Annotated in this window: 12 protein-coding genes; 11 read left to right on the top strand and 1 reads right to left on the bottom strand. The window is 61.2% G+C overall.

Translation table 11 applies throughout. The features are described 5' to 3' along the window. The first annotated feature begins 44 nt into the window (after positions 1-44). From ACW9IB_RS12645 to ACW9IB_RS12655, 3 genes are all read left to right on the top strand, one after another. Positions 45-1,055, top strand: a complete 1,011-nt coding sequence (locus ACW9IB_RS12645) for a class 1 fructose-bisphosphatase (RefSeq protein ID WP_457368151.1) — start codon at positions 45-47, stop codon at positions 1,053-1,055. A 176-nt stretch (positions 1,056-1,231) separates the two neighbouring features. Beyond that, the gene (locus ACW9IB_RS12650) at positions 1,232-1,486 is read left to right on the top strand and encodes a hypothetical protein (protein WP_457368150.1); all 255 of its coding nucleotides are present in this window, start codon (positions 1,232-1,234) and stop codon (positions 1,484-1,486) included. A gap of 30 nt (positions 1,487-1,516) precedes the next feature. After that, positions 1,517-2,086, top strand: a complete 570-nt coding sequence (locus ACW9IB_RS12655) for a lipocalin family protein (RefSeq protein WP_457377561.1) — start codon at positions 1,517-1,519, stop codon at positions 2,084-2,086. A gap of 129 nt (positions 2,087-2,215) precedes the next feature. Here the strand turns inward: ACW9IB_RS12655 and ACW9IB_RS12660 are convergent, their stop codons facing one another. Next, entirely contained in the window at positions 2,216-3,580 is a 1,365-nt protein-coding gene (locus ACW9IB_RS12660; RefSeq protein WP_457413902.1) for a formimidoylglutamate deiminase, read from the bottom strand. A 147-nt stretch (positions 3,581-3,727) separates the two neighbouring features. On the opposite strand from ACW9IB_RS12660, the gene hutC reads away from it, so the two are divergent. From hutC to ACW9IB_RS12700, 8 genes are all read left to right on the top strand, one after another. Continuing rightward, entirely contained in the window at positions 3,728-4,438 is a 711-nt protein-coding gene (gene hutC / locus ACW9IB_RS12665; protein ID WP_457413926.1) for a histidine utilization repressor, read from the top strand. Further along, positions 4,435-4,995 (top strand): HutD/Ves family protein, encoded by a 561-nt coding sequence (locus tag ACW9IB_RS12670; RefSeq protein ID WP_457413903.1) that lies wholly within the window; start codon positions 4,435-4,437, stop codon positions 4,993-4,995. Before hutC ends, ACW9IB_RS12670 begins: the two co-directional genes overlap by 4 nt. A 352-nt stretch (positions 4,996-5,347) precedes the next feature. Beyond that, the gene (gene hutU, locus ACW9IB_RS12675; RefSeq protein ID WP_457368864.1) at positions 5,348-7,018 is read left to right on the top strand and encodes a urocanate hydratase; all 1,671 of its coding nucleotides are present in this window, start codon (positions 5,348-5,350) and stop codon (positions 7,016-7,018) included. Positions 7,019-7,160: 142 nt separating this feature from the next. Continuing rightward, positions 7,161-8,606, top strand: coding sequence for a purine-cytosine permease family protein (locus ACW9IB_RS12680; protein ID WP_457368863.1), 1,446 nt, complete (start codon positions 7,161-7,163; stop codon positions 8,604-8,606). Between the two features lie 69 nt (positions 8,607-8,675). Beyond that, positions 8,676-9,641, top strand: a complete 966-nt coding sequence (locus ACW9IB_RS12685; protein ID WP_457368862.1) for an ABC transporter substrate-binding protein — start codon at positions 8,676-8,678, stop codon at positions 9,639-9,641. A gap of 71 nt (positions 9,642-9,712) precedes the next feature. Continuing rightward, a complete protein-coding gene (locus ACW9IB_RS12690) occupies positions 9,713-10,564 on the top strand; it encodes an ABC transporter permease (RefSeq protein WP_010213842.1) in 852 nt (283 codons plus the stop codon). Further along, a complete protein-coding gene (locus ACW9IB_RS12695) occupies positions 10,561-11,385 on the top strand; it encodes a quaternary amine ABC transporter ATP-binding protein (protein ID WP_457368861.1) in 825 nt (274 codons plus the stop codon). The genes ACW9IB_RS12690 and ACW9IB_RS12695 overlap by 4 nt, the downstream gene beginning before the upstream one ends. Before the next feature lie 121 nt (positions 11,386-11,506). After that, positions 11,507-13,030 carry an HAL/PAL/TAL family ammonia-lyase gene (locus tag ACW9IB_RS12700; protein WP_457413904.1) on the top strand — a complete coding sequence of 508 codons (1,524 nt, stop codon included), beginning with the start codon at positions 11,507-11,509 and terminating at the stop codon, positions 13,028-13,030. Positions 13,031-13,046: the final 16 nt, after the last annotated feature.

Genomic DNA, 13,046 nt, shown 5'->3' on the forward strand with positions numbered 1-13,046 from the left:
CTAAACTGCGCGGGTTTTCAGCCCCCCATTCTCCGGAGCCTTACATGTCCCGCGTTACCTTGAGTCGCTATTTGATCGAGCAGACCCGCAGCAACAACACTCCTGCCGATCTGCGTTTCCTGATCGAAGTGGTGGCGCGTGCCTGCAAGGAAATCAGCCATGCCGTTTCCAAAGGCGCGCTGGGGGGTGTCCTGGGCAGCATGGGCACTGAAAACGTGCAGGGCGAAGTCCAGAAGAAGCTCGACGTGCTCTCCAACGAAATCCTGCTGGAAGCCAACGAATGGGGCGGTCACCTGGCCGGCATGGCGTCCGAAGAGATGGACAATGCCTACCAGATCCCGGGCAAATACCCTAAAGGTGCCTACCTGCTGGTGTTCGACCCACTGGACGGCTCGTCCAACATCGACATCAACGCCCCGGTCGGCACCATCTTCTCGGTACTGCGTTGCCCGAACGAGTACCTGAGCCAGAACGAAGCCCTGAACGAAAAGGCTTTCCTGCAGCCGGGCACCCAGCAAGTCGCGGCCGGCTACGCGATCTACGGCCCACAGACCATGCTGGTGCTGACCCTGGGCGATGGCGTCAAGGGCTTTACCCTGGACCGTGAAATGGGCAGCTTCGTGCTGACCCACGAAGACCTGACCATCCCGGCGACCACCCAGGAATTTGCCATCAACATGTCCAACCAGCGTCACTGGGAAGAACCGGTGAAGCGCTACGTCAACGAGTTGATGGAAGGCGAGGAAGGCCCGCTGAAGAAAAACTTCAACATGCGTTGGGTGGCGGCGATGGTGGCCGATGTGCACCGCATCCTGACCCGTGGTGGCCTGTTCATGTACCCGCGCGACAGCCGCGAGCCGTCCAAGCCCGGCAAGCTGCGCCTGATGTATGAAGCCAACCCGATGTCGTTCCTGGTGGAACAGGCCGGCGGCGCGGCCACCGATGGTCACCAGCGCATTCTCGACATCCAGCCTGAAGGCCTGCACCAGCGTGTGGCGGTGTTCCTGGGTTCGAAGGAAGAAGTCGAGCGTGTGACGGCGTACCACAAGCAGTAAGTCGATGCGATAGGTGATTGGCCTGGTTGTGAGCCGGATCACCCTTAAAGAAGCCCCGAAACGTTTCAGCGTTTTCGGGGCTTTTTTGTTTTTGTTCATCGGGAACCAGACACCTGTTTTCCCTTCTAAGCTTCTGGCAGATACCCACGCTGCTTTGTCTCTCCAGGAGTTATTCCATGTCGTTACGCCGTCTCGCCCTGCTGGCTTTTTGCGTGCTGTTGGGCGCCTGCAGCAAGGTCAATCAGGAAAATTACGCGAAGCTTTCGGCTGGCATGGCCAAGGCCGAGGTGGAGTCGCTGTTGGGCAAGCCGACCGATTGTTCCGGCGCACTGGGCATGTCCAGCTGTACCTGGGGCGATAAAAACAGCTTTATCAGCGTGCAATACGCCGGTGACAAAGTTCTGATGTTTTCCGGGCAAGGCCTGAAGTAAACCGGGGCGCGAGCCTGCGGGAGAAGAAGAATGATGCGTTTTGTTTTATACCTTTGTGCCAGCCTGTTTTTGGCAGGCTGCGCCAGCCATTCTGGCGATGATCTGCAGCCCAAGACCGTCGGCAGCGTCAACCTCAAGCGTTACCAGGGCACCTGGTATGAGCTGGCCCGATTGCCGATGTACTTCCAGCGCAACTGCGCACAGTCCGAAGCCCGCTACACGCTGCTGCCCGATGGCGACATGTCGGTGTACAACCGCTGCCTGACGGCTGAATGGAAGTGGGAAGAAGCCAAGGGTACCGCCACCCCGCAAGTTCCGGGCAAGACCGACAAGCTATGGGTGGAATTCAATAACTGGTTTACCGCCCTGCTGCCGGGCGTCGCCAAGGGCGATTACTGGGTGCTGTACGTCAGCGATGACTACAAGACCGCCATCGTCGGCAGCCCGAGCCGGCGTTATATGTGGATCTTGTCGCGCACGCCGACGGTCAACACCGACACCCGCGAAGACCTGTTGAGCAGGGCGCGCCAGCAGGGGTATGACACCACGCGATTGATCTGGCGTACGTCGGACAAACAGATGGCCAAGACCTCGCAATAAACCTGGGTCACCGCTGATCAAAAAATGTGGGAGCTGGCTTGCCTGCGATAGCGTCACTGAGGTGTAACTGATACACCGAGGTGCCTGTATCGCGGCAAGCCAGCTCCCACATTTGTTATGTGTCGCTGGTTAGCCCAGTAGATCTCTCAATACTTGCGTGAAGGCCCGGCTGCTTTCCTCTTCGCCGGCGTGATGTCCATCGCGCACTACCCATTTGCCGTTCACCAGCACATCGCGAACCTGGCGATCACCACCGGCAAACAACCAACGATTCAAAATCCCGTCTTCACTGGCCGTCGCCAGGTACGGATCACTGCCATCCAGCACAATCCAATCCGCACGCTTGCCCACTTCCAGTCGACCAATCGGCTGGCCTAACGCCTGGGCGCCGCCGTCCAGCGCGGCATCAAACAGTGTGCGCCCGACCATTGGTTGGTCCGCGCGGTACAAGCGGTTACGCCGTTGGTCACGCAGGCGCTGCCCGTATTCCAGCCAGCGCAACTCCTCCACCACACTCAGCGACACATGGCTGTCGGAGCCGATGCCCATGCGTCCGCCCTGGGCCAGGAAATCCACCGCCGGGAAAATACCGTCGCCCAGGTTGGCCTCGGTGGTCAGGCACAAACCGGCAATCGCGCGGCTCTTGGCCATGCGCGTGACCTCGTCCGCATTGGCGTGGGTGGCGTGCACCAGGCACCAGCGCTCGTCGACGTCGACATGGTCATACAGCCATTGCAGCGGACGCTTGCCGCTCCAGGCCAGGCAGTCATCGACTTCCTTCTGTTGTTCGGCGATGTGGATATGCACCGGGCACGTCGTGTCGCTGGCGCGGAGCACGTCGTCGATCTGTTGCGGGGTGACCGCGCGCAAGGAGTGGAAACACAGCCCCAGTTGCTGCGCCGGTTGTGCCGCAAGGATCGGCTTGAGTTGCGCTTGCAGGTCCAGGTAATGCCCGGTGCTGTTGATAAAGCGCCGCTGGCCTTCATTCGGCGCCTGGCCGCCAAACCCGGAGTGGGTGTAGAGCACGGGCAGCAAGGTCAGGCCGATGCCGCTGCTGGCTGCCGCCTGGCTGATCTGCCGCGACAGCTCGGTACGGTCGGCATAGGCCTGCCCGTTGGTGTCGTGATGCACATAGTGGAATTCGGCCACCGAGGTGTAGCCGGCCTTGAGCATTTCGATATACAGCTGGCGCGCGATGACCTGCAATTGCGCCGGGCTGATCTGCCCGACCATGCGGTACATCAGGTCGCGCCAGGTCCAGAAACTGTCATTCGGGTTGCCCGCCACCTCCGCCAAACCGGCCATGGCGCGCTGGAAAGCGTGGGAGTGCAGGTTCGGCATGCCCGCCAAAACCGGGCCTTTCAGCCGTTCGGCGCCCTCTGCGCTGGCGTTGGCCTCAACCTGTGTCAGCAGGCCATCGGCGCTGACTTCAAGACGTACATCGTTGGCCCATCCATTAGGCAGCAGCGCGCGTTCGGCAAAGAAAGCGGACATGATCAGAGCACCCCGGTCGTGTGTTTATTTGTATATACATATACAGACGTTTGCCTGCTCGGTAAACTCCGGCAATCTATGCATCTTTTCAACCTGCAAGGATTTCCTGTGCCGACTCCGCCCGCCAACTCTTCGCTGGCTGCCCACATGGACGAAAGTCCGGCGCCCTTGTATGCCCGCGTCAAACAGATGATCAGCCAGCAGATTCTCAACGGCAACTGGCCGCCGCACTACCGTGTGCCGTCGGAGAGCGAGCTGGTCAGCCAACTGGGCTTCAGCCGCATGACCATCAACCGCGCCCTGCGCGAACTGACCGCCGAAGGTCTGCTGGTGCGCATGCAAGGTGTCGGCACCTTTGTCGCCGAGCCCAAGAGCCAGTCAGCCCTGTTCGAAGTGCATAACATTGCCGACGAGATCGCCTCCCGCGGTCATCGGCATACCTGCCAGGTCATCCATCTGGGCGAAGAGGCTGCCGGTTCCGAGCGCGCCGTTGCCTTGGAGATGCGTGAAGGCGGGCGTGTTTTCCATTCGTTGATCGTGCACTTCGAAAACGACATTCCCGTGCAAATCGAAGACCGTTTCGTCAACGCCCTGGTCGCGCCGGAATACCTGCAACAGGATTTCACCCAGCAAACGCCGTATGCCTACCTGAACCAGGTGGCGCCGCTGACCGAAGGCGAGCACGTGGTCGAAGCGATTCTCGCCGACGCGTCGGAATGCAAGCTGCTGCAAATCGAACCCACCGAACCGTGCCTGTTGATTCGCCGACGCACCTGGTCCGGTCGCCAGCCGGTGACCGCCGCGCGCCTGATCCACCCCGGTTCCCGTCACAGCCTGGAAGGACGTTTCAGTAAATGAGTGCAGTGAAAGTCTGGCGCGCCGCCGATTACGTACGCATGCCGTGGAAAAACGGCGGTGGCAGTACCGAAGAAATCACCCGTGATGCCGGTACAGGGCTGGATGGCTTTGGCTGGCGCTTGTCGATTGCGGATATCGCTGAGTCGGGAGGTTTTTCGACCTTCGCCGGCTACCAGCGCGTGATCACGGTGATTCAGGGCGCCGGCATGGTGTTGACCGTAGACGGCGAAGAACAATGCGGGTTGTTACCGCTGCAAGCTTTTGCGTTCAAGGGTGACAGCCAGGTGTCATGCCGTTTGATCACCGGGCCGATCCGCGACTTCAATCTGATCTATTCGCCCCAGCGTTACCACGCACGGCTGCAATGGATCGATGGCGAACAGCGCTTCTTCAGCACCGCGCAGACGGTGCTGGTGTTCAGTGTGGCGGATGAAGTGAAGGTGCTGGACCAGAAGCTTGGCCATCACGACTGCCTGCAAGTGGACGGTAACACTGGCCTGCTGGACCTCTCCATCAGCGGGCGCAGTTGCGTAGTTGAACTGACCGCACGCGGTTAAAACTGTGGGAGCTGGCTTGCTTGCTCCCACATTTGTTTTGCGGTGAGCAAAAAATTGTTTCCTACCTCCGCACCAATTTGTTACCGAATGCCCCAGAGTGGCGCAAAGCCATGCTTTCGCGTCCAATCCCCCTCGCTGTAAAAATCCCCCGCAAGAAATTTCATCAAGCCTCGAAGCCTTGATTTCCAAGGCGCGCAGGCAATTTACAAAAAAACCTCAACGCTATGATCGACAAGTTGGCCGCTTGATTGCATATGCTTGTATGTACAAGTAAATATGTGTGCGTAAGAGTCACTGCCAATCCTCTTCGCACCCATCATGTTCGCGCATCGATCGCTGAGGAGTTTTTGTTGTGACCAAGCCTACTAAATACCGTGACGTAGAAATCCGCGCCGCCCACGGTAACAAGCTCACCGCCAAAAGCTGGCTGACTGAAGCGCCGCTGCGCATGCTGATGAACAACCTCGACCCGCAAGTGGCCGAAAACCCGAAAGAACTGGTGGTGTATGGCGGTATTGGCCGTGCGGCGCGTAACTGGGAGTGCTACGACCAGATCGTCGAGAGCCTCACTCACCTGAACGACGACGAAACCCTGCTGGTGCAATCCGGCAAGCCGGTCGGTGTGTTCAAGACCCACAGCAACGCCCCGCGCGTGCTGATCGCCAACTCCAACCTGGTTCCGCACTGGGCCAGCTGGGAACACTTCAACGAACTGGATGCCAAGGGCCTGGCCATGTACGGCCAGATGACCGCCGGCAGCTGGATCTACATCGGCAGCCAGGGCATCGTGCAGGGCACCTACGAAACCTTCGTCGAAGCCGGTCGTCAGCACTACAACAGCGACCTGACCGGTCGCTGGGTCCTCACCGCCGGTCTGGGCGGCATGGGTGGCGCCCAGCCTCTGGCGGCCACCCTGGCCGGTGCCTGCTCGCTGAACATTGAATGCCAGCAGGTCAGCATCGACTTCCGTCTCAACAGCCGTTATGTCGACGAGCAGGCCACCGACCTCGACGACGCCCTGGCGCGTATCGCCAAGTACACCAAGGAAGGCAAGGCCATCTCCATCGCCTTGCTGGGCAACGCGGCGGAAATCCTGCCGGAGCTGGTCAAGCGCGGCGTGCGCCCGGACATGGTCACCGACCAGACCAGCGCCCACGACCCACTCAACGGCTACCTGCCGGCTGGCTGGACCTGGGACGAATACCGCGCCCGTGCCAAGACCGAACCCGCTGCCGTGATCAAGGCCGCCAAGCAGTCCATGGCCGTGCACGTCAAAGCCATGCTGGAATTCCAGAAGCAAGGCATCCCGACTTTCGATTACGGCAACAACATCCGTCAGATGGCGCAGGAAGAAGGCGTGGAAAACGCGTTCGACTTCCCGGGCTTCGTTCCCGCCTACATCCGTCCACTGTTCTGCCGTGGCATCGGTCCGTTCCGTTGGGCAGCCCTGTCGGGCGACCCGCAAGACATCTTCAAGACCGACGCGAAAGTCAAAGAGCTGATCCCGGACGACGCTCACCTGCACAACTGGCTGGACATGGCGCGCGAGCGCATCAGCTTCCAGGGCCTGCCGGCGCGCATCTGCTGGGTTGGCCTGGGCCAGCGCGCCAAGCTGGGTCTGGCGTTCAACGAAATGGTGCGCCGTGGCGAGCTGTCGGCACCGGTCGTAATCGGCCGTGACCACCTGGACTCCGGTTCGGTCTCCAGCCCGAACCGCGAAACCGAAGCCATGCAGGACGGTTCCGATGCGGTCTCCGATTGGCCGCTGCTCAACGCCCTGCTCAACACCGCGAGCGGCGCGACCTGGGTTTCGCTGCACCACGGTGGCGGCGTGGGCATGGGCTTCTCCCAGCACTCCGGCATGGTGATCGTCTGCGACGGTACCGACGAAGCGGCTGAGCGCATTGCCCGTGTGCTGCACAACGACCCGGCCACCGGTGTGATGCGTCACGCAGACGCCGGTTACCAGATCGCGATCGATTGCGCCAAGGAACAGGGCCTCAATCTGCCGATGATCAAGTAACTCAATGTGGGAGCGGGCTTGCTCGCGAATGCGGTGGGTCAGCTTGCATGTGTCTTACAGACATACCGCTTTCGCGAGCAAGCCCGCTCCCACAGTTGGACGGCAGTGAACCCGATAACAATCCATCAGAGGTTGAACAGACATGGCTGCAAACGGCACCACCCCGTTGATCGAAAGGCGTTCGATCGACTACATCCCGGAAGCGGAAAGACACGGTCGTCTGTTTAGCCAGTTCACCCTGTGGATGGGTGCCAACCTGCAGATCACCGCGATTGTCACCGGGGCTTTGGCCGTGGTGCTGGGCGGTGATGTGTTCTGGTCGTTGATCGGTCTGCTGATCGGTCAACTGATCGGCGGTGGAGTCATGGCGTTGCATGCGGCGCAGGGGCCTAAACTGGGCTTGCCGCAGATGATCTCCAGCCGGGTGCAGTTCGGTGTGTATGGCGCGGCCATACCCATCGTGCTGGTGTGCCTGATGTACCTGGGTTTCACCGCCACCGGTACGGTACTGTCCGGGCAGGCGCTGGGCCAGTTGTTCGGGGTCAGCGACAGTGTCGGCATCCTGATCTTCGCCAGCGTCATCGTGTTCGTCACGGTGCTCGGTTACCGGGTGATCCACTTCATCGGGCGTGTTGCGAGCATTCTGGGCGTGATCGCCTTTGTTTACCTGTTCAGCCGCCTGATGGGCCAGACCGACGTGGGTGCGCTCTTGCAGATTCGCCACTTCAGCTGGAGCAGCTTCCTGCTGGCGGTGTCGCTCGCGGCCTCCTGGCAGATCGCCTTCGGCCCTTACGTGGCGGACTATTCACGTTATCTGCCGAGCAAGACGTCTTCGGTGAAAACCTTTCTGGCCGCCGGCGCCGGTTCGGTGGTGGGAGCGCAAGTGGCGATGATCCTCGGCGTGTTTGCCGCGGCCATGTCCAATGGGCAATTCGCCGGTCACGAAGTGGCCTACATCGTGGGCTTGAGCGGGACGGGGGCCACCGCTGCGCTGCTGTACTTCAGCATCGCCTTCGGCAAGGTCACCATCTCAACGCTGAACTCCTACGGCAGCTTCATGTGCATCGCGACTATCATCAGCGGCTTTCGTGGCCACCTGACGGTCACGCGTCTGCAACGTCTGGTGTTCGTGCTGGTCATCGTCGGCGCGGCCACCCTGATCGCGCTGCTTGGCCAGCATTCGTTCCTGGGTGCGTTCAAGTCTTTCATCCTGTTCCTGCTGGCGTTCTTCACGCCCTGGAGCGCGATCAACCTGGTGGACTACTACTGCATCACCCGCGAGCGCTATGACGTACCGGCACTGGCGGACCCGAACGGTCGCTACGGGCGTTGGAACCTGCTGGGTATCAGCGTTTACGTGTTCGGCGTGCTGGTGCAATTGCCGTTCATCTCCACCAAGTTCTACACCGGCCCCTTGGTGGCCGCCCTGGGCGACGTGGATATTTCCTGGATCATCGGTCTGGTGCTGCCTGCGGCGCTGTACTACGTGTGTGCGAAGAAATGGCACGGCACGGTGCCCGATCAACTGATCCTGCCGGTAGAGCAGGGCGCTATACCAAAAGCAAACGGGCTGGCTGCACAAGCCTGATGGGACGTGGACAGGGCAGGATGCCTACTGACTGCCGTAATCCATTTCAAGATTGGGAGCGTCACAACAATGAAAATGAATAAGACCCTGTTGGCCACACTGTTTTCCGCAGGCTTGCTGGCCAATGCTGGCGCCCAGGCGGCTGGCTGGTGCGAGTCCGGCAAACCGGTGAAATTCGCCGGCCTGAACTGGGAAAGCGGCATGTTGCTCACCGACATCCTGCAAACCGTGCTGGAAAAAGGCTACGACTGCAAAACCGACAGCCTGCCGGGCAACTCCATCACCATGGAAAACGCCCTGAGCAGCAACGACATCCAGATCTTCGCCGAGGAGTGGGTAGGCCGCAGCGAAGTCTGGAACAAGGCCGAGAAGGCCGGCAAAGTCGTCGGCGTCGGCGCCCCGGTAGTGGGCGCCATCGAAGGCTGGTACGTACCGCGTTATGTGATCGAAGGCGATGCCAAGCGCAAGCTGGAACCCAAGGCCCCGGACCTGAAAAACATCGCCGACCTGGCCAAGTACGCCTCGGTGTTCAAGGACCAGGAAGAACCGTCCAAGGGCCGTTTCTACAACTGCCCGGCCGGCTGGACCTGCGAGCTGGACAACAGCGAAATGCTGAAAAGCTACGGCCTGGAAAGTTCCTACACCAACTTCCGTCCGGGCACCGGCCCGGCGCTGGATGCGGCGGTGCTGTCGAGCTACAAGCGCGGCGAGCCGATCCTGTTCTACTACTGGTCGCCTACGCCACTGATGGGCCAGGTCGATCTGGTGAAACTGGAAGAAAAACCCGGCGTGGATAAAAGCGTGACTATCAAGGTCGGCCTGTCCAAAACCTTCCACGAACAGGCACCGGAGCTGGTGGCCGTGCTGGAAAAGGTCAACCTGCCGATCGATCTGTTGAACCAGAACCTGGGCCGCATGGCCAAAGAGCGAATTGAGTCGCCAAAACTGGCGAAAATTTTCCTCAAGGAACATCCTGAGGTCTGGCACGCCTGGGTGAGCGACGACGCAGCCAAGAAAATCGACGCGGCCTTGTAGGTCAAGCGTGCCCGGCTACCCTGAGGGGCAGCCGGGCGCCTGGCCACAACCCACTGGATCGAGAGCACGATATGTTTCCTGAGAGTTTTACGTTTTCCATTGCCGACTGGGTCAACGGTTGGGTGGATTCACTGGTCACCAACTATGGGGATGTGTTCCGGCACATCTCCGACACCCTGTTGTGGGCCATCGTCAACCTGGAAGGGTTGCTGCGCGCAGCGCCCTGGTGGCTGATGCTGGCCATTGTCGGCGGTGTGGCATGGCATGCCACCCGCAAGGTGGTGACCACGGCGGTCATCGTCGGTTTGCTGTTCCTGGTGGGCGCGGTCGGCCTGTGGGACAAACTGATGCAGACCCTGGCCTTGATGATGGTCGCCACGGTGATCTCGGTGCTGATCGGCGTGCCGCTGGGCATTCTGTCCGCCCGCAGCAATCGCCTGCGTTCGGTACTGATGCCGCTGCTCGACATCATGCAGACCATGCCGAGCTTCGTGTACCTGATCCCGGTGTTGATGTTGTTCGGCCTGGGCAAGGTTCCGGCGATTTTTGCCACGGTGATCTACGCGGCACCGCCGCTGATTCGCCTGACCGACCTCGGCATCCGCCAGGTGGACGGCGAAGTCATGGAAGCCATCAACGCCTTCGGTGCCAACCGCTGGCAGCAACTGTTCGGCGTACAACTGCCGCTGGCACTGCCCAGCATCATGGCCGGTATCAACCAGACCACCATGATGGCGCTGTCGATGGTGGTGATCGCCTCGATGATCGGCGCCCGTGGCCTGGGTGAAGACGTACTCGTCGGCATCCAGACGCTCAACGTCGGTCGTGGCCTCGAAGCGGGGCTGGCGATCGTGATTCTCGCAGTGGTCATCGACCGCATTACCCAGGCCTATGGTCGTCCACGGCATGAGGCGAGCAAATGACTACTGTCAGCAAAATCGAAGTCAAAAACGTCTTCAAGATCTTCGGAGCCCGTTCCAGCGACGCGCTGGCCCTGGTCGGCCAGGGCAAGACCAAGGACCAGGTGCTGGCCGAGACCGGTTGCGTGGTCGGCGTGAACGACCTGTCCCTGAGCATCGGCACCGGCGAGATCTTCGTGATCATGGGGCTGTCGGGTTCCGGCAAGTCGACCCTGGTGCGTCACTTCAACCGCCTGATCGACCCTACCAGCGGCGCGATCCTGGTGGACGGCGAAGACATCCTGCAACTGGACATGGACGCCCTGCGTCAATTCCGTCGGCACAAGATCAGCATGGTATTCCAGAGCTTCGGCCTGCTGCCCCACAAGAGCGTGCTCGACAACGTCGCCTACGGCCTGAAAGTGCGCGGCGAAACCAAGCAGGTCTGCGCCGAGCGCGCCCTGCACTGGATCGAAACCGTGGGCCTCAAGGGCTACGAAAACAAATACCCGCACCAGCTTTCCGGCGGCATGCGTCAACGTGTCGGCCTGGCCCGTGCATTGGCGGCCGACACCGACATCATCCTGATGGACGAGGCGTTCAGCGCCCTCGACCCGCTGATCCGCGCCGAAATGCAGGATCAGTTGCTGGAGCTGCAAAAGACCCTGCACAAGACCATCGTGTTCATCACCCACGACCTCGACGAGGCCGTGCGCATCGGCAACCGCATTGCGATCCTCAAGGACGGCAAGCTGATCCAGGTCGGCACCCCTCGGGAGATCCTGCATTCGCCGGCGGATGAGTACGTGGACCGGTTCGTTCAGCGGCGTGCGGCGGTGGTCTGAAAGACGCCATCGCAGGCAAGCCAGCTCCCACATTTGAGGTGTGTGAACCCGATCGAATGTGGGAGCTGGCTTGCCTGCGATAGGGCCGGTAACGCTGTAAAGAATTCAAGAAGGTATGAAGATGCCCCAGGCAACAAAAATCACCATCGCGGACACGCCATTGCGCTGGCAGGACGTGGTCGCCGTCGCCCGTCACGGCGCTGTCCTGGAGCTCTCGGGCCAGGCCTGGGCGCGCATCGACAACGCCCAGGCGATTGTGCAGCGCATCGTCACCAGCGGTGAGCGCGCCTATGGCGTGAACACCGGCCTGGGCGCGCTGTGCAATGTGTCGCTCAAGGACGAGCAACTCAGCCAGCTGTCGCGCAACACCCTGCTGAGCCACGCCTGTGGCGTGGGCCCGGTGCTCAGCGACGAGCAGACCCGCGCGATCATCTGCGCGGCGATCATCAATTACAGCCACGGCAAGTCCGGCCTGCATCCGCAGGTGGTGCATTCGCTGCTGGCGCTGCTCAACCACGGCATCACGCCGCAAGTGCCGTCCCAGGGGTCGGTCGGTTACCTGACCCACATGGCCCACGTCGGCGTGGCGTTGTTGGGGGTGGGCAATGTGAGTTACCGGGGCCAGATCGTTGCGGCTCAAGAAGCGTTGAGCGCGGAAGGCCTGCAACCGGTCGTCCTCGGCGCCAAGGACGGCCTGTGCCTGGTCAACGGTACGCCGTGCATGACCGGCCTGAGTTGCCTGGCCCTGGCGGACGCCCATCACCTGTTGCAGTGGGCCGATGTGATCGGCGCCATGAGTTTCGAGGCCCAGCGCGGCCAGATCGACGCCTTCGACGAAGCCATCATCGCCCTCAAGCCACACCCGGGCATGCAACACGTGGGCATCAACCTGCGTGCCTTGCTCGACGGCAGTGAAGTGGTCGCCAGCAGCAAGGGCATCCGTACCCAGGACGCCTTGAGCATCCGCTCGATTCCGCAGATCCACGGCGCGGCGCGCGACCAGGTGGAACACGCCACGCGCCAGATCGAGACCGAACTCAACGGCGCCACCGACAACCCGCTGCTGCTGGGCACGCCGGACAACTACCGCGTGATGTCCCAGGCCAACCCGCACGGGCAGTCCGTGGCGTTGGCGGCGGATATGCTGGCAATCGCCATGGCCGAAATCGGCTCCGTCGCCGAGCGTCGCCTGGACCGTTTGATCAACCCGCACGTCAGCGGCTTGCCGGCGTTCCTGGTGAGCAACCCCGGGGTCAACTCCGGGATGATGATCGTGCAATACGTCGCCGCGTCCCTGTGCGGGCAGAACCGCCAACTGGCGCAACCGGCGGTGCTCGACAATTTCGTCACCTCGGGCCTGCAGGAAGACCATCTGAGCATGGGCACCAATGCCGCGCTCAAGCTGCACCAGGTGTTGGCCAACGTGACCCAGATCCTCGCCATCGAGTATTTGCTGGCGTCCCAGGCGTTCGAGTTTTTGAAGGACCAGCGTTTCGGCGCCGGTACCGACCGCGCCTGGCGTGCGTTGCGTGAAGTGGTGCCGGCCTACGAACAGGACCGCTGGCTGGCGCCGGACATCGCCACCGCCGCCGCCTTGCTCAAGGACACCGAGTTGCTGCACCGCACCTTGCCGAACCTGCACTGACGTTTTTCCAACAATA

The sequence above is a fragment of the Pseudomonas sp. SDO524_S393 genome (genome assembly GCF_054071875.1).

What these genes read in the sequence shown, in the direction of transcription:
- ACW9IB_RS12645 (WP_457368151.1), top strand. Translation starts at nt 45, where the DNA reads ATGTCCCGCGTTACCTTGAGTCGCTATTTGATCGAGCAGACCCGCAGC.
- ACW9IB_RS12650 (WP_457368150.1), top strand. Translation starts at nt 1,232, where the DNA reads ATGTCGTTACGCCGTCTCGCCCTGCTGGCTTTTTGCGTGCTGTTGGGC.
- ACW9IB_RS12655 (WP_457377561.1), top strand. Translation starts at nt 1,517, where the DNA reads ATGATGCGTTTTGTTTTATACCTTTGTGCCAGCCTGTTTTTGGCAGGC.
- ACW9IB_RS12660 (WP_457413902.1), bottom strand. Translation starts at nt 3,580, where the DNA reads ATGTCCGCTTTCTTTGCCGAACGCGCGCTGCTGCCTAATGGATGGGCC.
- hutC (WP_457413926.1), top strand. Translation starts at nt 3,728, where the DNA reads ATGGACGAAAGTCCGGCGCCCTTGTATGCCCGCGTCAAACAGATGATC.
- ACW9IB_RS12670 (WP_457413903.1), top strand. Translation starts at nt 4,435, where the DNA reads ATGAGTGCAGTGAAAGTCTGGCGCGCCGCCGATTACGTACGCATGCCG.
- ACW9IB_RS12680 (WP_457368863.1), top strand. Translation starts at nt 7,161, where the DNA reads ATGGCTGCAAACGGCACCACCCCGTTGATCGAAAGGCGTTCGATCGAC.
- ACW9IB_RS12685 (WP_457368862.1), top strand. Translation starts at nt 8,676, where the DNA reads ATGAAAATGAATAAGACCCTGTTGGCCACACTGTTTTCCGCAGGCTTG.
- ACW9IB_RS12690 (WP_010213842.1), top strand. Translation starts at nt 9,713, where the DNA reads ATGTTTCCTGAGAGTTTTACGTTTTCCATTGCCGACTGGGTCAACGGT.
- ACW9IB_RS12695 (WP_457368861.1), top strand. Translation starts at nt 10,561, where the DNA reads ATGACTACTGTCAGCAAAATCGAAGTCAAAAACGTCTTCAAGATCTTC.
- ACW9IB_RS12700 (WP_457413904.1), top strand. Translation starts at nt 11,507, where the DNA reads ATGCCCCAGGCAACAAAAATCACCATCGCGGACACGCCATTGCGCTGG.